Below are 17980 nucleotides of genomic sequence, written 5' to 3'. Positions count from 1 at the left end.
ACGAACGCAGGCATCACTGTGTCCATTCCAGAGGCCGATGACCGAACGACCGGCGGGCACGGGGAAACCGGCGACGACCGGCGGACGGATGCGCTGGCGCGGATCGAAGCGGATCCGTTGGTCGGCGCCCTGTTGAACGCGGCCGTGGATGGAATCATCATCACCGACGGCTCCGGCATCATCCACACGATCAACAAAGCCTGCTGCGCGATGTTCGGTTTCACGCGCGAGGAGTTGATCGGGACGAACGTCACACGGCTGATGCCGCAGCCCTTCTCACGCGACCACGACCGCTACATCGACAGCTATCTTGCCACCGGCCGTGCGAAGATCGTCGGCATCGGCCGCGAGTCCCTGGGCAAGCGTCGCGATGGCACCGTGTTTCCGATCCACATCAGTGTCGGCGTCGCCCGGCTGGACGGCGGGGTCGCGTTCGTCGGGATCCTGCGCGACATCTCCGAACGGCTGGCGGCCGAGCAGCGCGTCAGCTATCTCGCCCGCCACGACCCGCTGACCGGCGTGCTGACCCGGACCGCCTTCCTGGAGGAATGCGACGGGGTGCTGGCGAGACTCGACCCTGCGGACCAGAAGGACGGCTACGCTCTGTTCTGCCTGGATGTGGACCAGTTCAGCGACGTGAACGAGGCCTTCGGCTTCCATGTCGGCGACGCGGCGTTGAAGGCGCTGGTGGCGCGGGTCACCGAGGTGCTGCCCAAGGACAGCTTCCTCTGCCGCATCGCCGCCGACGAGTTTGCGGCGCTGTCGCGGGTCACGGGGGCCGAGCAGGCCCAGACGCTGGCCGACGTGCTGCACGACCGGCTGACCGCTTCGATCTACGCGGACCGGCACTGGGTGCGGCTGCGGGTGTCGATCGGCGCGGCGCTGTTCGACACCGGCATGCAAACGGTGGAGGATCTGAACGCCAAGGCCAAGCTGGCGCTCCAGGCGGTGCAGCACAGCGGCGGCAATTCCGTCTGCTTCTACACGCCGGAGATGGCGGCGGCGGCCACCCGGCGCATGCTGCTGACCATGCACCTGGCCCACGCCATCGAGCGCAGGGAGCTGCACGTCGTCTACCAGCCGATCGTGGAGGCCGTCACCGGACGGGTGGCGAGTGCCGAGGCCCTGCTGCGTTGGACCCACAACCAGCTCGGCCCCGTCTCTCCCGCCGAGTTCATCCCCGTGGCGGAGGAATCCGGCCTGATCGTCCCCATCACCGACTGGGTTCTGACGGCGGTGGTCGCCCAGATGGCGGCGTGGCTGGTCGAAGGCGTGCTGCCCAGCCGGGTCTTCATCAACATTTCCGGCCAGCAGTTCCTGCGCGGCAACCTCACCCACCGGCTGGCCGAACTGCTGGAGGGCCATCCCGGGCTGGAGAAGCGGCTGGGGCTGGAGATCACCGAACAGGCGGCGGTGCGCGACCTCAAAGCCGCCGTGCGCACCATCGCCGAGCTGGCGGCGATCGGGGTGATTGCCGCCATCGATGATTTCGGCTCCGGCTACTCTTCGCTCAGCTACGTGCAGCAGCTCCCCGTGGCGAAGCTGAAGATCGACCGCTGCTTCGTCGAGGACGTGCCGGAAAACACCAAGAACGCGGCGCTCGTCCGGGCCGCGGTCGGCATGGCGCACGGGCTGGGGCTGGTCGTCGTGGCCGAAGGGGTGGAGACGCCGGAGCAGCAGGACTTCCTGAAGTCGGTCGGCTGCGACCTTCTCCAAGGCTATCTGTTCGGCCGCCCCATGCTCCCCGCCGACTTCGCGGCGCTGATCCGCAAGCAGCAGCCGGCGCCCGTCGCCGGCTGACGACGCTCACACGCCGTGGATCGGACCCGGCGTCGGTTGCCCTTCGCGTAACCCTTGCAAGATGCGGTGCGTTGCACCATATTGGGTTCACGAAGGACATGACTTGCGGGATCCCGACCCTCCGGACGTGTCGACACACACGACGAGTGCTGCGGTTTCCTTGATTTTCGTTTCCCTGACTTCCATCGACAGGACCCTGGACGGATGCCGGCCGGTCCCTCGCCAGAGCGGCGATGGGCGCCACCTGTTCCCTGCGCGCCTGTCTTCCCTTTCCGCACCTCTCCCTGGTGCACGCCCGTCCGGCAGCGTCGAATGCCGGCCCTTTGACAGTCGAAAGACCGGATGATCGTTGAGAAGAAACGGCGGCGCGTGGCGCCGCAGGGCCGTGGCCGTAACATCGGACCGCGGTCGTTGACCGAAACCGCTCCCCGCCGCGCCGTTCCAGGCCCGGTTCCCGGAGCCGACGAAGTGCTCTTCCTGCCGCTTGGCGGCTGCTCCCGCATCGGGATGAACATGGCGCTGTACGGTCACGCCGGGAAATGGCTGATCGTGGACGCCGGCGTCGCCTTCCCGGGCGACGAGGCGCCGGGCATCAACGCCATCATGGTGGACCCCAGCTTCATCGAGGAGCGGATGGAGGATGTGGTCGGGCTCGTGGTCACCCACGCGCACGAGGACCACATCGGCGCCATCCACCATCTGTGGCCGCGCCTGACCTGCCCGATCTGGGTCACGCCCTTCGCCGCCCACGTGGTGCGCGACCGGCTGAAGGAGAAGGGCACAGCGCGCGACGTGCGCATCCGCGTGTTCGAGGTGGGCGCCCGCTTCGATGTCGGTCCCTTCCGGATCGAGAGCATCGCCATGACCCACTCCATCCCCGAGCCGGTGGCGCTGGCCATCCGCACCGGGGCGGGCACGGTACTGCACACCGGCGACTGGAAGTTCGACCCCAACCCGCTGGTCGGCGTCACCGCCGACATCGCCGCCCTGAAGCGGTTGGGCGACGAGGGGGTGCTGGCGATGCTGTGCGACAGCACCAACGCCAATGTGGACGGCGCCACCGGCTCGGAAGCCGAGGCGCGCGCCGGACTGATCGAGGCGTTCCGCGGCCGCAAGGGCGCCATCGCCGTCACCGGCTTCGCCAGCAACGTGGCGCGCATGCGCGCCGTGCTGGAGGCCGCCAAGGCCAACGACCGCAAGGTCGTGCTGGTCGGCCGCTCATTCCTGCGGATGGAGAAGGCGGCGCGTGCCTGCGGCTTTATGGACGGGCTCCCCGACTTCCTCAGCATGAAGGAGGCGTCCTGGACCGACCGGCGCAACCTCGTGCTGCTGTGCACCGGCAGCCAGGGCGAGGAGCGGGCCGCACTCAGCCGCATCGCCCGCAACGACCACCGGGAGCTGTGGCTGGAGCGTGGCGACACCGCCATCTTCTCCGCCCGCACCATTCCGGGCAACGAGGACCACATCGGCGCCGTGCACGCCCATCTGCGGTCCCTGGGGGTCGAGGTGGTGACGCCGGCCGAGGCGCCCGTGCACGTCTCCGGCCACCCGAAGCGGGACGACCTGCGTCGCATGTACGATCTGGTGCGGCCGCGCTTCGCGGTGCCGGTCCACGGCACCATCGAGCATCTGGAGGAGCACGCCCGCCTCGCCCGCTCCTGCGGTGTGGAGCGTGCCATCGTGCCGGAGGACGGTGACCTGATCCGCCTGTCGGCGGCGGGCAGCAGCGTCGTGGGCCGCGTGGAGCCCAAGCGCCTCGCCGACGACGGCCGCGCCATCATCCCGTGGGAGATGGTCGACGTCGAGCCGGTCGCCGGCGCCCTGTTGATGGCCGCGTAGAGCGCGCACCTACCACCATCGATCGGGGCGCTCATCCCCGATCGATGGTGGTGGTAGCCACCGGCCCGAATGGCGGGCCGTGAAATCGCCCACGAACGTGTCGGGATGATCGCCGTCCGCCACCGGGACGAAGGTTCAAACGAAATTTAAAACAAGGTCGCACGATCCGAGCCCATAAAGCGGAGGAAGCGACCATGGCCTTCATCTTCGGCAGCAACATCATCAATTGGCTGTTCGGCACCAGCGGGTCCGACCTGATGGTCGGCAACCAGGACTATGACTTCCTGGACGGGAAGGACGGCAACGACATATTGGCCGGCTTGCGCGGCAACGACGACATGATCGGCGGCTATGGCAACGACATCCTGCTGGGCGGCTCCGGCAACGACCTGCTGGACGGCGGGGCCGGCATCGACCGGATGATCGGCGGCAGCGGCAACGACGTCTACTATTACGACAACCCCTACGACCGCATCATCGAGAACCGCTTCGGCGGCACCGACGAAGTGCGCGCCTGGATCAGCGCCACCCTGCCCGACCAGGTGGAGAACCTGACGCTGCTGGAGAGCGCCACAAACGGCACCGGCAACGGGCTGGACAACCGGATCGTCGGCAACGACAGCGCCAACACCCTGTCCGGTCTCGCCGGGGAGGATGTGCTCCAGGGAGGCGGCGGCGACGACCTGCTGATCGGCGGCACCGGGCGCGACACGCTGTTCGGCGGCACCGGGGCCGACGTCTTCGACTTCTCCCGCGGCTGCGGGCGCGACACGATCGAGGATTTCAGCATCGCCGAGGGCGACCGCATCCGCATCGACGCCGGCATGGGCTGGAGCGTGCGCGACGACCGCGCCGGGAACGCCGTGGTGCGCTTCGGCCTGACCGACGACGTGACGCTGGTCGGCGTCTCCAGCCGCAGCGTGTCGAGCGCGCTGTTCACGGTGGGCTGAGGCTCAGCCCTTCCGCACCGTCTCCACCCGTCCCCCGGTCATGCTGACCAGCTCGGCCGGGGTCAGGCGGAAGACGGCGTTGGGCGTGCCGGCGGCGGCCCATATCGTCTCCAGGACAGCCAGATCCGCGTCGATCAGCACCAGCGGCGGCTCGGCATGCCCGATGGGGGGCACGCCGCCGATGGCGTAGCCGGTCTTCTCCCGCACGAACCCGGGGTCGGCGCGCTCGATCTTCTCCCCGATCAGGCGGCCGACCGCCTTCTCGTCCACACGGTTGACGCCGCTGGCGATCACCAGCACCGGCCGCCCGCTCTCCTTGCCGCGGAAGATCAGCGATTTGGCGATCTGGGCCACGGTACAGCCGATGGCCGCCGCCGCATCCTCCGACGTGCGGGTGCTGTCGCTATGCTCCACCACCCGGTGGCCGAGCCCGATGCCGTCCAGCACCTCCTGGAAGTGCCGGGCGGAGGGGGTAAGATCGGTCAAGACGCCAGTTCCCGCGACCGCGCCGCCGCCGCGGCCACCGCGCGGCCCATCAGTGGGGTGAGCCCGCCGTCACCCATCAGCACCTCCAGCGCCGCCTGCGTGGTGCCGTTGGGGCTGGTCACAGCCTTGCGCAGGTCGGCGGCGGGGGTGTCGGTGCGGTGCAGAAGCTCGCCGGCACCGGACACGGTGGCGCGCGCCATGCGCATCGCCAGATCGGCTGGCAGCCCGGCCTCCACGCCAGCGGCGGCCAGCGCCTCCACCAGATGGAAGACATAGGCGGGGCCGCTGCCCGACACGGCGGTGACGGCGTCCATGGCCGCCTCGTCATCGGTCCAGGCCACCTCGCCCGCGGCGGCGAGCAGCGCGCCGCAGAGCGCGCGCTGCTCCTCGGTCACCTTGGGGTTGGGCACAGCCACGCTGAAGCCGCGGCCGATGGCCGCGGGGGTGTTGGGCATGGCGCGAACGATGGCGGTCCCTACCCCCAGATGCCGTTCGAAGAAGCCGATGGTCTTGCCGGCGGCGATGGACAGGAACACCGCCCCGCCCGCGGCGAGCGGCGCATAGCCCGGCAGCACCGACTCCATCACCTGCGGCTTCACCGCCAGCACCACCACATCGGGCGCGAAGCCGTCCGGGAGGTCCTGCGGGCCGGCGGCGGCGCTGACACCCGGCTTTCCGGCCAGCGCGGCCGGCAGTCCCGCCGGCTCGACCACCACCACGCGCGACACGGTGCCGGCGGCCAGCCAGCCGTCCAGCATGGCGCCGCCCATCTTGCCGCATCCGACCAGCAGAAGCGCCACGCCCATGGCGGTCAGGCCTCTCCGGCGGTGTCGAGGATGGCGGCGGAGACCGCCTCGCTGGCCGACTTGCCGCCCCAGATCACGAACTGGAAGGCGGGATAGAAGCGCTCGCACTCCGACAGGGCGATCTCCACGAGGTCCTCGAGCTGCTCCACCGACGCCCCGCGCGAGCCGCGCAGCAGGGTGGTCTGGCGGAACATCGGGGTGTTCTCCTCCGCACACACGTCGAAATGGCCGAGCCACAGGCGGGTGTTCACCTCCGCCAGCAGGTCGTTCACCGGGGTGCGGCGGTTCGGCTGGACCTTCATGTCGAACTGGCAGGAGAACTGCATCGCGCTGATGTCCGGCTGCCACACGAAATAGAGCCGATAGTCGCACCACCGGCCGCCGATCTCGACGATCAGCTCGTCGTCGCTGGCGCGCTCGAACGGCCACTCGTTGGCCGTGACGATCTCCTCCACGATATCCAGGGGGTTGTGGGAGGATTGGGTGGTCTCGACGGCGACAGCCGACATGGCGGGCGTCCTCCTTTGAAGGCGCGGTGGACGGCACTTCCCCCAAGGCCATCAGGGCGTCGCCCCGACATTTGGTGGTCTTCGACCAGGGGGCTACTACCGAAGGCAACGTGCCAAAGCCCGGCGGCGGGCGCAACCGGATAATGGGCCGCCACCGGGTTGCGGCCGGTCAGGGCGCGGCGGCGGGCGGAACGGTGGTCGGCGCGGCGGGCGGTTCGTCCGCCGCGGGCTTCGCGCCATGGCCGGCCGCGCGCCGGCGCGGGCCGGCTTCCTCGTGCAGCAGGGTGCGGTCGGCCAGCAGGGTGGCGACGGTGGCCTCCAGCGCGATCACGCGCTCGGTCAGCGCCTCCTGCTCCTCGCGGGCCTTGGCCGCGATGGCGCGGACGGCCTCGTGCTCCTCCCGGCTCACGACGTCCATGCGGGACAGGATCCGCTCGAACTGCTGGCGCATCTGCGCCTCCGCCTCCTCCCGAAGGTTGGAGAGGGCGCCGAGCGCCCCACCGGCCACACGGGCGAGATCGTCGAGAAGCTTGTTGTCCACCTGCATCGTTTCACATCCGGTACAATTGCACTCTGGATTATGGGCGGGCTGCCGTCCGGATTCAACGTGATAACCCGTGTGTTGACCCGCAAGGAGCCATGCGCGGCGGTGCCGCGTGGCGGCATCGGGCGGAGCGGCGTCGGGCAAACACGAACGGCATCGGCAGGCTCCGCGGTGTTCCTCCATCAGCATGACGCCGTGGCCCCGGCCCGGTCAACCCCGCCTTGCGGGGGCGGGCGGGCGCGCCTATAACGGCCGCGGGCGCGACGCCCGGAGCGGAACTGAGGTCGCAGGCACATGATCGTGGTCACCGGCGGAGCCGGCTTCATCGGATCGAACCTGGTGGCGGCGCTGGAAGCGCGGGGAATCGTCGATGTCGCGGTGGTCGATCGCTTCGGCAGCGACGACAAGTGGCGCAACCTCGCCAAGCGCGAGCTGGCGGCCCTGGTGCCGCCGGAGGAGGTCATGGCCTTCCTCGACGCCCACGCGGCCGAGGTGGACGTGGTCTTCCACTTGGGCGCCATCTCCGCCACCACCGAACGCGACGTGGACCTGATCGTCCGCAACAACGTGGTGCTGTCGATGGAGCTGTGGCGCTGGTGCGCATGGCGCGGCGCCCGGCTGATCTACGCCTCGTCGGCCGCCACCTACGGCGGCGGCGAGCACGGTTTCGTGGACGACGAGCAGCCCGACGCGCTGGCCATGCTGCGCCCGCTGAACGCCTATGGCTGGTCCAAGCACCTGTTCGACCGCCGCGTGGCCCGCGCCGTGGTGCGCGGCGAGCCGGCCCCGCCGCAATGGGCCGGGCTCAAGTTCTTCAACGTCTACGGCCCCAACGAGCGGCACAAGGGCGACATGATGAGCGTGGTCGCCAAGCTGCACCCGCAGCTCGCCACCGGCAAGGGCGCCCGGCTCTTCAAGTCGCACCGCCCCGACTACGACCATGGCGGCCAGCTCCGCGACTTCATCTGGGTCGGCGACTGCGTGGACGTGATGCTGTGGCTGCTGGACAACCCAGGCGTGTCGGGCCTGTTCAACGTCGGCACCGGCCGCGCCCGCAGCTTCCGCGACCTGGCGGAGGCGACTTTCGCCGCACTCGGCCGCGCCCCGGACATCGAGTATTTCGACATGCCGGAGGAGTTGCAGGGCAAGTACCAGTATTTCACCCAGGCCGACACCGGGAAGCTGCGCGCCGCCGGCTTCGACCTGCCCTTCACGGAGCTGGAGGAGGGGGTGCGCCGTTACGTGCAGGACTTCCTGTCCACCGACGATCCCTACGCCTGAGGCCGCCCCGCCGATGCTCGCCATGGCCTTCCCCGTCATCGACCCGATCGCCTTCGAGATCGGGCCGGTGGCCATCCGCTGGTACGCGCTGGCCTATCTGGCCGGCTTCATCCTGGGCTGGCGCTACTGCCTGCGGCTGGCGGCGGGAGCGCCCGGCCGGCCGGAACCGGAGGACTACGACGACTTCCTGACCTGGGCGGTGGTGGGCGTGATCGTCGGCGGGCGGCTGGGCTATGTGCTGTTCTACAACCTGCCCTATTACGCGGCGAACCCGCTGGAGGCTTTGGCGGTGTGGAAGGGCGGCATGTCCTTCCACGGCGGGCTGACCGGGGTGCTGGTCGCCATCCTGCTGTTCTGCCGCAGCCGCGGCATCTCGCCCTTCGCCTTCGGCGACCTGATCGCCGCCGCCGCCCCCATCGGGCTGTTCTTCGGCCGCATCGCCAACTTCATCAACGGCGAGCTGTACGGCCGCGCCGGCGAGGGCGTGCCCTGGGCCATGGTGTTCCCGCGCGACCCGCTGCAGATCCCGCGCCATCCCAGCCAGCTCTACGAGGCGGTGCTGGAGGGTCTCGTGCTCTTCATCGTCATGGCGGTCGTGGTGCGGCTGCCGGCGGTGCGGGGGCGGCCGGGCATGGCGGCGGGCATCTTCTTCATCGGCTACGGCCTGGCCCGCATAGCGGCGGAGTTCTTCCGGGAGCCGGACGCCCAGCTCGGCTTCCTGTGGGGCGGGGCGACGATGGGGCAGTTGCTGTCGCTGCCGATGGTGGCCTTCGGCCTGTGGATGGCGCTGCGCAGCCGGCGGACGGTCCCGGTATGAACGCTGCGCCGACCGGGGGGGACGGAACCGACACGCTGGCGCGCCGGCTCGCCCGGCGGATCGCGCTGGAAGGCCCGCTGACCGTCGCCGCCTTCATGGCGGAGGCGTTGGGCCACCCCACGCTGGGCTATTACACGACCCGCGATCCCTTCGGCGAAGGCGGCGACTTCGTCACCGCGCCCGAGGTCAGCCAGATGTTCGGCGAACTGATCGGGCTGTGGTGCATCGACCTGTGGGCGCGCATGGGCGGCCCGTCGCCGGTGCGGCTGGTGGAGCTGGGGCCCGGCCGCGGCACGCTGATGGCCGACGCGCTGCGCGCCGCGTCCCTGGTGCCCGACTTCCGCAACGCCGTCGCCGTGCATCTGGTGGAGACGAGCCCGGTGCTGCGCGAGCGGCAGCGGCGCACCCTGGCGCCCTTCCCGCTCGCCCATGGCGGCGTGCGCTGGCACGACCGGCTGGAGGATGTGCCGGACGGCCCGGCGCTGGTGATCGCCAACGAGTTCTTCGACGCGCTGCCCATCCGCCAGCTCCAGAAGACGGAGCATGGCTGGACCGAGCGGCTGGTCGATGTGGACCCGGAGTCCACCCACGACGATCCCCGCTTCCGCTTCGTGCTGGAAGCCTTCGGCAGCCCCGCCGCCGGGCTGGCGCCGGAGCGGCTGGCCGGCGCCGCCCCCGGCAGCGTGTTCGAGATCTGCCCCGCCGCGGAGGCCGTCGCCCGCAGCCTCGCCGCCCGGCTGGCGACGCAGGGTGGTGCGGCGCTGGTCATCGACTACGGCCACGGCCGCGGCCCGGCGCTGGGGGAGACGTTGCAGGCGGTGCGCCGCCACGCCTTCGCCCCGGTGCTGGAGCACCCCGGCGAGGCGGACCTGACGGCTCATGTGGACTTCACCGCCATCGCCGCCGCGGCGCGCGCGGCGGGTGCCGAAAGCTTCGGCCCGGTCGACCAGCGCGACCTGCTGCTCGGGCTCGGCATCCTGCAGCGCGCCGACGCACTGAAGCGCAACGCCACCCCGCCGCAAGCCGCCGCCATCGACGCGGCACTCGACCGGCTTCTGGGGCCGGACGGGATGGGGACATTGTTCAAGGCATTGGCGATCGCGACACCGGGTCTCGGCGCACCGGCGGGTTTCGGGTGAGTGAGCGGCGGTCCGATGTCGGGGCGCGCTGCGCGCGCCTCCAATCGACCCCCTTACGACCAGCGTTCCATCAGGTCATCCACGCCACGGCGGGCGATGAAGCGCGCCTGCACCTCCTCATAGAGGGCCATACTGGCCTCGGCCCCCGGGAAGTTGCGGCGCAGGCCGAAATGAACACCGGACGTGCTGCGTTCCGCGAATGTGGCAGCGTGGAAGACGATCTGCCCTTCGAACCCAGCCTGCCGGGCCACCGCCTCCACCACCGACCGCGGCTGCAGCGCAATGTCCGCGCGGCCCGTGGCGATCATGCGGACCAGCGTGCGCAGATCGCGCACGCGCTCCACGGTCGGCCAGGATTCCCAGATGGCGTTGCCCCAGCCGTTGCCGATGTAATCCACCAGCGCGAAGGGCCGCAGATCGTCGTAGCTCGCGATGCGCTCGATCTCGGACCGGCGTGGTGAATCGACCGCATGCACGATCACCATGCCCAGCCCACTCACCAGGGGCTGTTTGGCGAACAGGGCGTAATTCTGCCGCTCCGGGGTCGGCACCGTGATGAAACCGTCCGCCTGGGCGGTGCGGACCATGTCCTGCGCACGCGCCCATGGGACCGCCATGTATTGGAAGGTCCAGTCGAGTTCACGCCCGATCGACGCCAGGGCATCGGGGTAGACACCGGTCATGCGGCCGTCGCCGTCCAGCACCGTGAAAGGGGGAAAGGAACCGCCGGCCACCATGCGGATCAGTCGATGTCCAGAGTTGTTCGCATGAAGAGCCCGTTGTGGCACAAGACTCAGAACGCCGCCCGCCGCATATCCCAGTATGTCACGTCGCGACATCATCGGTCTGTGGACCAACGTTCTCTTCGCGTTCATACGATCGGCCCCTTAGCCCACCCATTCGTTGGACCAATCATGTCTTACCGGATAACCGTTCGCCAAGCGAGATCATAGGAACGCGAATTTTTCCAACTCCGACCTCAGTCGCGCTGCACCTGCGAATTGGTGGGTGTGCATGCCCAGCTCAGCGGCGGCCCGGATGTTGGCCTCCGAATCGTCGATGAACAGCGACTCGGAGGGTCGCACGCCGAACCCGTCGAACAGCCGGTGGAAGATGGCGTGGTCCGGCTTGACCAGCCCCACCTCCCCCGAAACCACGATGCCGTCGAAGCCGCCCAGGAACGGGTAACGCTCCCGGCTCAGCACGAACTTGTCGGCGGAGAAGTTGGTGATGGCGTAGACGGGCACGCCGCGCTCCTTGAGCTCCTCGAGGATTTCGGGCGTGCCGGGCACCACGTCCGGCACCATCTCCATCCAGCGCTCGTCGAAGGCACGGATCAACTCCGCACAATCCGGAAACTCGGCCGCCAGCGTCGCCACGGCTTCCGCCCAGGGACGGCCGCGGTCCTGCTCCAGGTTCCAGGCGGGGGTGCAGACCTCCGCCAGGAAGCTTTCCATCAGCGTTTCGTCGCCGTCGAAGATGTCGCGGTAGAGGTGGCGCGGGTCCCACTGGATCAGGACGTTGCCGATGTCGAAGACGACGACCGAGGGGTTGCCCGCCATGTTCAGCCCTTGCGCACCGTGGCGACCAGCTTCTTCATCTCGTCCAGCTTGATGGCGCCGGGCACGATGGTGTCGCCGAAGATGAAGCCGGGGGTGCCGCGGATGCCGAGCTGCTCGGCCAGCGCCTGGTTGGTGGCGATGACCTTGAGCACGTCCGGCGACTCCATGTCCTTCTTCAGCCGGTCGACGTCCAGCCCGGCGGAGCGGGCGAGGCGGTACACGGTGTCGTCGTCGAGCTGGCCGCGGTGGGTCATCAGCGCGTCGTGCATTTCCATGTATTTGCCCTGGCCACGGGCCGCGAGCGCCGCCTTGGAGGCGGTGACGGAGGCCGGTCCCAGGATTGGGAACTCCTTGAACACGAAGCGAAGCTTGCCGTCATCCTTGACCAGACGCTGCACGTCGTTGTGCACCGCCTTGCAATAGCCGCACTGGTAGTCGAAGAACTCCACCACCGTGACGTCGCCCTTGGGGTTGCCCAGCACCGGGCTGTCCGGGTTCTCGAACAGCTTCTGGCGGTTGGCAACCAGCGCCTGCTTGGCCTGCTGGTCGGACTGCTCGCGTTCACGGGCCTGGAGCGACTGGATCGCCTCCAGGATCACCTCGGGGTTCTTGACGAGGTAGTCGCGGACCACGCTCTCGATGGCACGGCGCTGCGCGTCGTCCATGGCCTGCGCCGCCGCCGGCCCCGCGGCCGCGAGGAGGGCAAGGGCGGCAAAGGCGGTGACGCGGAAACGGAACATGGCGGAAGACCTCCGGAATGGGCTGACGGACGCTACCATGGACGGGAAAACCGCCGCGGGGCAAGGGGCGGACAGGGCAGGTGACGCGGTCGTGAACGCGGCACGGCCGACGGCGGATCAGCCACCGGCCAAGCGGATGATGTCCAACAGATCCTCCCGCGCGATTTCATGGAGGATAGTGTCGCCATCATCCGCCGTCACGGCGTTGTCGAGCATGGCCAGCCCTTGCCGGGCCCGCCGCAACACATGCCCACGATCGGCACCACGCCGGAGATCGGCGCGAAGTGTGGCGCACAGCGCGTCCATCTGCGCCAGGAACTCCGGAAATCCCATGCCGGTCAGCCGAAAAGCCCGGCCGCGCGGAAATCGATCGGAAGGCGCCGGTGCAGCAGTTCCTCGACACGCCCGGGGATCTCCGCCTCCGGCGTTCCACGGGCCCGGAGTTTGCCCGCGATGCGGTCGCGGTATTCCCGCTCCTTGGCAGGAGACAGGACGGGCTCTTCTGAGGCAGGGCGGGACTGCGCGTTCATGAGCGTATCCTAACCGACCGACCCGGCGCCGTCACCGGCACCGGCGGCCATCCCGATCAATTCCTCTTCTCCCCCGGTCCCGGCCCGGCGAGGCCGCGGATGTCCTGGGCGCGGATCCAGCCGGGGGAGCCGGCGGGCAGCAGCTTTTCCGCCCGTTCGGCGTGGACGCGGGCCATGGCGCGGTCGCCGCGGGCCAGCGCCTCCTCCGCCGTGGCGTAGGCGAGCATGCCCTGGTCGCCCTTCAGGCTGTAGGCCTGCGCCATCAGCCGCCACAGGAAGGCGGAGCGCCCCTGCGTGCGCGACGCCACCTGCAGGTTGCGGATCGCCTCGTCGGCGTTGCGGGGGTCGTTGCGCTCCAGCAGGGCGTGCGCCAGCGACACCCGGATGGGGGCGGAATCGGGGGCCAGCTCGATCGCCTTGCGGAAGGGGGCCAGCGCCTCAGTCGGGCGGCCGGTCTGCAGCATCAGGTCGCCCTTCATCTCGTGGAAGAAGGCGTTGCGCGGCTCCTCCGCGATCAGCCCGTCGGCCAGCGGTAGGGCGTTGCGCACGTCGCCCTGGCGGAAATAGGCGTAGGCGCGGCCGTAGCGGGCGACGATCGAGCGGTCCTCCGGCCGGTAGCGCCGCAGCGCCGCCAGCGGGTCCAGGAACGCCAGAAGCTTGGCCTGGATACGCTCGAACCCGTCCTCGGCCTTGGCCGGCACCGGACGGTCGGTGAAGCGGGAACGCTGGACGAAGTTGCGCACGGTGTCGATGCGCTCGCGGGTCAGCGGGTGGGTCAGGCGGTAGCCGACGTCGCGGTCGGTGAAGACCGGCTCGTCGGCACCCAACTTCTCCAGGAAGGTCAGCATGCCCTGCGCCGACATCTTGGACTGCTCCAGATAGGACAGCCCGGCCTGGTCCGCCGAGGATTCCTGCGCGCGCGAGAAGCTGAGGAAGTTCCGCTCCGCCAGATGCTGGCCCAGCATCAGCCCCGCCGCACCGGCCCCCGCGTTGCCGGACGCGAGCCCGCCGACGACACCGAGCCCCAACCCGATCAGCGAGGACAGGAAGGCGTTCTCCATCGCCTCGTTGCCGCGCACGAGGTGGCCGCCGGCGATGTGGCCGGTCTCGTGCGCGATCACGCCGATGAGCTGGCCGGCGTTGTCCGCCTGCAGCAGCAGGCCGGTGTGGATGAAGATGTTCTGGCCGCCGGCCACGAAGGCGTTGATGGTCTTGTCGTTGACCAGCACGATGTTGACCGCTTCGGGGACGATGCCGGCCGCTTCGAAGATTGGCCGCACCATCTCCCGGATGATATGCTCGGTCTCCGCATCGCTCAGCAGTTGGAGTTCGCGTCTCTGGGCGTGGGCGGGCGCCGTCCACGAGAGAACCAAGCCGATCATCATGCCGACGACCGAAACGAGCCTTCTTGGCTTGCGCACCGCACGCACCTCCGCACACCGGAACCAGGGTCCGTCCTCTACCGCCGCAATCTGGCGACGGTGGGGCGCGATTGCGATAGCCGTGGCGATTCTGCCCGGCTGCGTCAACACCCGATTCCGCACCGGGGATCCCCTCTTCGCCTTCGTCGCCGCCGACGAGCCGCGGGCCGCGGCACTCGCCCGCGACATGCTGACCGCCGGCGGCAACGCCGCCGACGCCGCCGCCGCCATGGCGCTGATGATGACGGCCACGCTGCCGTCGCGCGTCGGATTCGGCGGCGGCGGCGTCTGCGTCACCTTCGATGCCGCCAAGCGCGAGAACCGCACGCTGGACTTCCTGCCGCGCGGCGCTGGTACGGCGGCCGTGCCGGCCTTCCTGCGCGGCGTCTACGCGCTCCAGGGGACGATGGGCAAGCTGCGCTGGGAGCAGGTGGCGGTGCAGGCGGAGCAGGCCGCCTACCGCAACCCGGCGGTCAGCCGCGCCTTCGCGCAGGACCTCGCCGCCCACGGCAACCGGCTGGACGCCGACGCGCGCCGCATCCTGATGCCGGGCGGCCAGCCGCCGGCGGAGGGCACGCCGCTGGCCCAGACCGACGCCGGCAACCTGCTGTCGCAGGTGCGCCGCCTGGGAGTCGGGCCCATCTACAATGGCTCCTTCAGCGGACCGGTCGCGCAGGCGCTGGGGATCGATCCGGCGGCGCTGCGCGGCTACCAGCCGGCCTGGCGCGGCACCGTCAGCGTGCCGCAGAAGCCCTACGACCTGCAATTCGCCGACCTGCCGGAGGCGGGTGCCGGCCAAGCCATCGCCGCCGCCTGGAAGGCGGGGGAGGACGCCCCGGCCGCCCAGCGCGTCGCCCGCGCGCTCCAGGCGCTGGGAACCGGCGGCGGGGCGGAGGCGCCGGCCGCCGGCTTCACTGTGGTGGACGGCAACGAAAACGCCGTCTCCTGCGCCTTCACCCTGGGCGCCCCCTTCGGCACCGGGCGGATGGTGCCGGGCACCGGCATGCTGGGCGCGGTTCCCGTGACCAGCGCCGGATTCGGCGCTCCGGCGCTGCTGACCAACGTCATCGTCGGCCGCACCCTGTTCGGCGGCACGGGTGTGGCGAACCCCGGCGACGGCCGCAACGCCGGCCCCGCCGCCCTGCTGGCCGCCGCCCTGCCGGCGGTCCTCGGCGAGACGCAGGCACCCGCCATCCACGCCGGCCGGCCGGCCGACATCCCCGGCCGGGTCAGCCTCGTCACCTGCCAGCGCAACACGGAGAACCTGTCCAAGGCCTGCCAGGCCTCCGGCGACCCGCGCGCACCGGGGGTGGGCTATGTGGTGGAGATCGCGCCGCCCGACTTCGGCCTGTGACGCCCCGGCAACCCCCTGAAACCATTTTGGTCCGCCTGTCCCCCGGGCCACCCCCGGGACCGCTTGGGGGTGACCGGCGTGGTTATCGCTGGTATATGATGACCGCAAGAACGGGTTAAGCACGTCGGCGGTGCGCCACCACCGAAAAGGGCGATGAGCATGGGTATCGAGGCAGGAACGGCCACAATCGCGCGCCGGGCGGTACTGGGGCGGGCCGTACTGGGGGTTCTGCTGGCGGCCGGGCTGGCGCCGGTCCTGGCCGGCTGCGGGTCCGACCCCGAACCGCCGCCGCCCAAGACGCTGGCGGAGGTCAACGTGATGGCCGCCCCGACGCTCAATCCCGACATCAACGGGCGGCCGTCGCCGGTCGTCGTGCGCTTCCACCAGCTCGTCACCACCGACCTGTTCAACAACGCCGACTTCTTCCAGCTCTTCGAGCAGGACCAGGCCGCCCTCGGCCCCACCTCCGTCGGCAAGCAGGACGCGGTGGTCCAGCCCGGCCAGATCGAGACGGTGAAGGTCGCCATCAAGTCGGACGTGACCGCGCTCGGCGTGGTCGTCGCCTTCCGCAATTTCGAGAAGGCGATCTGGCGGGCGGTGGTGCCGGTGGAGCAGGACAAGATCAACGTCCTGCAACTCCAGATTCTTTCCCAGAACGTCCAGATGAAGGTGGAGAGAACCTACACGCAGGAAACGACGGAGCGGCCGATCCTGCGCTGCCGCCCCGTCGCCGGCCCCTGCCTGACCGCAGCGCTGCCGGCCGGGGACGGGCGCTCGTGACCGGCAAGGATCCCTTCGCCGAACCGGATGACATCGACGCCACCGTCATGCGGCCGATGGCGTTCCACCGCCCCGGCGCACCCGCCGCCACGCCGCCGGCCCCGCCGCACGGCTTTCCGCCGCCCCACGCCGCGGCCTCGCCGCCGCCGACGGCACCACCGCCGCTGTCCGCGACCGGGCCCGCGCCGTCATTCGGCCCGCCGGGATCCGCAGCGATGGACGACGGGGTTCTGGCCGCCCTCGCCTCGCTGGGCCAGAACCCGCTGCTCAGCACCGCCGCGCCCATCCTGGCGCTGGTGGTCCGGGTGCGCGACCTGCCGACCCACCGCGACGTGGACAGCCTGCGCGAGCGGGTGATCGTGGAGATGCAGCGCTTCGAGACGACGGCGATCCAGGCCGGCCTGACGGCCGACCAGATCCGCGTCGGCCGCTATGCGCTGTGCGCCACCATCGACGACGTGGTGCTCGCCACCCCCTGGGGCGGGCAGAGCGTGTGGGCGACCAAGAGCCTGGTGTCCACCATCCACCGCGAGACCTGGGGCGGCGAGCGCTTCTTCGAGCTGCTGGAGCAGATGGTCCAGGAGCCGCGCCGCTACCTGTCGGAACTGGAGCTGTTCTACGCCTGCCTGTCACTCGGTTTCGAGGGCCGGTACCGCGTGCTACCGCGCGGCTATGCGGAGCTGGCGCGGCTGCGCGACGCGCTGTACCGCGCCATCCGCCGCGAGCGCGGCGATTTCGAGCGGGAACTGTCGCCGCACTGGCGTGGCATCACCGACCGCTACCGCCCGCTGGGCGCGGTCGTGCCGCTGTGGGTGACCGGCGCGGTGCTCGCCGCCCTGCTGATGTTCCTCTACATGTGGTTCGCCTTCGCGCTGGGCGAGCGGACGGACGGGGTGCAGGCGCGCCTGGCCACGCTCCTGCCCGACCGGCCGGTGGAGATCGCCCGCCTGACACCGCCCCCCGCCCCGGCCGTGCCGGCGCCGAGCAGCGCGCTCCAGCGCGTCACCGATTTCCTCGACGCGGAGGTGAAGGCCGGGCAGGTGTCGGTGCTCGCCGGCAACGGCGGCGGCGTGGTGGTGCGGGTGCTGGCCAGCCTGTTCCTCTCCGGCAGCGACACGGTCGATGCCAAATGGCGGCCGCTGATCGACAAGGTGGGACAGGCGGTGGCGGCGGAGAAGGGACCGATCCAGGTGGTCGGCCACACCGACAATGTGCCGATCCGCTCCATCCGCTTCCCCTCCAACCAGGAGCTGTCGGTGGCGCGGGCGGAGATGGTGGCCGGGCTGGTCGGGCGTGTCCTGGGCAGCCGCGACCGGCTGAGCTCGGAGGGACGCGGCGACACCGAACCCATCGCCAGCAACGCCACCCCGCAGGGCCGCCAGCAGAACCGCCGCATCGAGGTCATCCTCGAAGCGCCGTGAG

At 70.2% G+C, this 17980-nt stretch carries 19 protein-coding genes; 9 read left to right on the top strand and 10 right to left on the bottom strand.

Translation table 11 applies throughout. The features are described from left to right. The first annotated feature begins 18 nt into the window (after positions 1 to 18). The 3 genes from HL658_RS16420 to HL658_RS16410 all read left to right on the top strand — a co-directional run bounded on the left by HL658_RS16420 (position 19) and on the right by HL658_RS16410 (position 4589). Positions 19 to 1800, top strand: coding sequence for a putative bifunctional diguanylate cyclase/phosphodiesterase (locus HL658_RS16420; RefSeq protein ID WP_343055149.1), 1782 nt, complete (start codon positions 19 to 21; stop codon positions 1798 to 1800). A gap of 468 nt (positions 1801 to 2268) precedes the next feature. Then, positions 2269 to 3639: a ribonuclease J gene (locus tag HL658_RS16415; RefSeq protein ID WP_343055148.1), complete on the top strand. Its 1371-nt coding sequence runs from the start codon at positions 2269 to 2271 to the stop codon at positions 3637 to 3639. A 194-nt stretch (positions 3640 to 3833) separates the two neighbouring features. After that, on the top strand, positions 3834 to 4589 hold the full coding sequence (locus HL658_RS16410; RefSeq protein ID WP_180283392.1) for a calcium-binding protein: 756 nt from the start codon (positions 3834 to 3836) through the stop codon (positions 4587 to 4589). A 3-nt stretch (positions 4590 to 4592) separates the two neighbouring features. Here HL658_RS16410 and HL658_RS16405 read toward each other — a convergent pair whose 3' ends face one another. The 4 genes from HL658_RS16405 to HL658_RS16390 form a co-directional block, all read right to left on the bottom strand. Beyond that, positions 4593 to 5075, bottom strand: coding sequence for a YbaK/EbsC family protein (locus tag HL658_RS16405; RefSeq protein ID WP_180283391.1), 483 nt, complete (start codon positions 5073 to 5075; stop codon positions 4593 to 4595). Further along, complete coding sequence (gene proC, locus HL658_RS16400; RefSeq protein ID WP_180283390.1) at positions 5072 to 5881, bottom strand: pyrroline-5-carboxylate reductase; 810 nt, start codon at positions 5879 to 5881, stop codon at positions 5072 to 5074. Before proC ends, HL658_RS16405 begins: the two co-directional genes overlap by 4 nt. A 5-nt stretch (positions 5882 to 5886) precedes the next feature. Beyond that, the gene (locus tag HL658_RS16395) at positions 5887 to 6390 is read right to left on the bottom strand and encodes a type III secretion system chaperone family protein (protein WP_180283389.1); all 504 of its coding nucleotides are present in this window, start codon (positions 6388 to 6390) and stop codon (positions 5887 to 5889) included. A gap of 169 nt (positions 6391 to 6559) precedes the next feature. Beyond that, complete coding sequence (locus tag HL658_RS16390; RefSeq protein WP_180283388.1) at positions 6560 to 6937, bottom strand: accessory factor UbiK family protein; 378 nt, start codon at positions 6935 to 6937, stop codon at positions 6560 to 6562. Positions 6938 to 7228: 291 nt separating this feature from the next. On the opposite strand from HL658_RS16390, the gene rfaD reads away from it, so the two are divergent. Genes rfaD through HL658_RS16375 form a run of 3 tightly spaced genes read left to right on the top strand, consistent with a single transcriptional unit; the run spans position 7229 to position 10171 of the window. Further along, a complete protein-coding gene (rfaD, locus tag HL658_RS16385; RefSeq protein ID WP_180283387.1) occupies positions 7229 to 8215 on the top strand; it encodes an ADP-glyceromanno-heptose 6-epimerase in 987 nt (328 codons plus the stop codon). A gap of 13 nt (positions 8216 to 8228) precedes the next feature. Then, positions 8229 to 9032, top strand: a complete 804-nt coding sequence (lgt, locus tag HL658_RS16380; RefSeq protein WP_180283386.1) for a prolipoprotein diacylglyceryl transferase — start codon at positions 8229 to 8231, stop codon at positions 9030 to 9032. Next, entirely contained in the window at positions 9029 to 10171 is a 1143-nt protein-coding gene (locus HL658_RS16375; protein WP_180283385.1) for a class I SAM-dependent methyltransferase, read from the top strand. Before lgt ends, HL658_RS16375 begins: the two co-directional genes overlap by 4 nt. Before the next feature lie 53 nt (positions 10172 to 10224). On the opposite strand, the gene HL658_RS16370 is transcribed toward HL658_RS16375, so the two are convergent. The 6 genes from HL658_RS16370 to HL658_RS16345 form a co-directional block, all read right to left on the bottom strand. Continuing rightward, positions 10225 to 10908 (bottom strand): substrate-binding periplasmic protein, encoded by a 684-nt coding sequence (locus tag HL658_RS16370; RefSeq protein WP_180283384.1) that lies wholly within the window; start codon positions 10906 to 10908, stop codon positions 10225 to 10227. A gap of 210 nt (positions 10909 to 11118) precedes the next feature. Then, the gene (locus HL658_RS16365) at positions 11119 to 11733 is read right to left on the bottom strand and encodes an HAD family hydrolase (protein ID WP_180283383.1); all 615 of its coding nucleotides are present in this window, start codon (positions 11731 to 11733) and stop codon (positions 11119 to 11121) included. 2 nt (positions 11734 to 11735) lie between these two features. After that, the gene (locus tag HL658_RS16360) at positions 11736 to 12473 is read right to left on the bottom strand and encodes a DsbA family protein (protein WP_180283382.1); all 738 of its coding nucleotides are present in this window, start codon (positions 12471 to 12473) and stop codon (positions 11736 to 11738) included. Positions 12474 to 12590: 117 nt separating this feature from the next. Then, positions 12591 to 12779 carry a hypothetical protein gene (locus HL658_RS16355; protein ID WP_180283381.1) on the bottom strand — a complete coding sequence of 63 codons (189 nt, stop codon included), beginning with the start codon at positions 12777 to 12779 and terminating at the stop codon, positions 12591 to 12593. 32 nt (positions 12780 to 12811) lie between these two features. After that, positions 12812 to 13003, bottom strand: coding sequence for a hypothetical protein (locus HL658_RS16350; RefSeq protein ID WP_180283380.1), 192 nt, complete (start codon positions 13001 to 13003; stop codon positions 12812 to 12814). Positions 13004 to 13059: 56 nt separating this feature from the next. Next, positions 13060 to 14388 carry a M48 family metalloprotease gene (locus HL658_RS16345; protein WP_180283379.1) on the bottom strand — a complete coding sequence of 443 codons (1329 nt, stop codon included), beginning with the start codon at positions 14386 to 14388 and terminating at the stop codon, positions 13060 to 13062. Positions 14389 to 14506: 118 nt separating this feature from the next. Between HL658_RS16345 and HL658_RS16340 the strand changes: the two genes are divergently transcribed. The 3 genes from HL658_RS16340 to icmH all read left to right on the top strand — a co-directional run bounded on the left by HL658_RS16340 (position 14507) and on the right by icmH (position 17979). Further along, a complete protein-coding gene (locus HL658_RS16340; RefSeq protein WP_343055145.1) occupies positions 14507 to 15778 on the top strand; it encodes a gamma-glutamyltransferase in 1272 nt (423 codons plus the stop codon). Between the two features lie 153 nt (positions 15779 to 15931). Beyond that, on the top strand, positions 15932 to 16558 hold the full coding sequence (tssJ, locus tag HL658_RS16335) for a type VI secretion system lipoprotein TssJ (protein ID WP_180283377.1): 627 nt from the start codon (positions 15932 to 15934) through the stop codon (positions 16556 to 16558). Further along, the gene (icmH, locus tag HL658_RS16330; RefSeq protein ID WP_343055144.1) at positions 16555 to 17979 is read left to right on the top strand and encodes a type IVB secretion system protein IcmH/DotU; all 1425 of its coding nucleotides are present in this window, start codon (positions 16555 to 16557) and stop codon (positions 17977 to 17979) included. Before tssJ ends, icmH begins: the two co-directional genes overlap by 4 nt. Position 17980 lies beyond the last annotated feature (1 nt).

This window comes from Azospirillum oleiclasticum (assembly GCF_013423485.1).
In the GTDB taxonomy this organism is placed as follows: Bacteria; Pseudomonadota; Alphaproteobacteria; order Azospirillales; family Azospirillaceae; genus Azospirillum; species Azospirillum oleiclasticum.
The sequence above is the reverse complement of the archived record's forward strand: the minus strand, read 5'-3'. Positions and strand labels throughout refer to the sequence as shown.

Excerpts from the sequence above, each read along its gene's own strand:
- proC (WP_180283390.1), bottom strand. The coding sequence starts at position 5,881 with ATGGGCGTGGCGCTTCTGCTGGTCGGATGCGGCAAGATGGGCGGCGCC.
- HL658_RS16375 (WP_180283385.1), top strand. The coding sequence starts at position 9,029 with ATGAACGCTGCGCCGACCGGGGGGGACGGAACCGACACGCTGGCGCGC.
- lgt (WP_180283386.1), top strand. The coding sequence starts at position 8,229 with ATGCTCGCCATGGCCTTCCCCGTCATCGACCCGATCGCCTTCGAGATC.
- tssJ (WP_180283377.1), top strand. The coding sequence starts at position 15,932 with ATGAGCATGGGTATCGAGGCAGGAACGGCCACAATCGCGCGCCGGGCG.
- HL658_RS16365 (WP_180283383.1), bottom strand. The coding sequence starts at position 11,733 with ATGGCGGGCAACCCCTCGGTCGTCGTCTTCGACATCGGCAACGTCCTG.
- HL658_RS16410 (WP_180283392.1), top strand. The coding sequence starts at position 3,834 with ATGGCCTTCATCTTCGGCAGCAACATCATCAATTGGCTGTTCGGCACC.
- HL658_RS16345 (WP_180283379.1), bottom strand. The coding sequence starts at position 14,388 with ATGATGATCGGCTTGGTTCTCTCGTGGACGGCGCCCGCCCACGCCCAG.
- HL658_RS16360 (WP_180283382.1), bottom strand. The coding sequence starts at position 12,473 with ATGTTCCGTTTCCGCGTCACCGCCTTTGCCGCCCTTGCCCTCCTCGCG.
- HL658_RS16350 (WP_180283380.1), bottom strand. The coding sequence starts at position 13,003 with ATGAACGCGCAGTCCCGCCCTGCCTCAGAAGAGCCCGTCCTGTCTCCT.
- HL658_RS16355 (WP_180283381.1), bottom strand. The coding sequence starts at position 12,779 with ATGGACGCGCTGTGCGCCACACTTCGCGCCGATCTCCGGCGTGGTGCC.
- HL658_RS16395 (WP_180283389.1), bottom strand. The coding sequence starts at position 6,390 with ATGTCGGCTGTCGCCGTCGAGACCACCCAATCCTCCCACAACCCCCTG.
- HL658_RS16370 (WP_180283384.1), bottom strand. The coding sequence starts at position 10,908 with ATGGTGGCCGGCGGTTCCTTTCCCCCTTTCACGGTGCTGGACGGCGAC.
- HL658_RS16390 (WP_180283388.1), bottom strand. The coding sequence starts at position 6,937 with ATGCAGGTGGACAACAAGCTTCTCGACGATCTCGCCCGTGTGGCCGGT.
- rfaD (WP_180283387.1), top strand. The coding sequence starts at position 7,229 with ATGATCGTGGTCACCGGCGGAGCCGGCTTCATCGGATCGAACCTGGTG.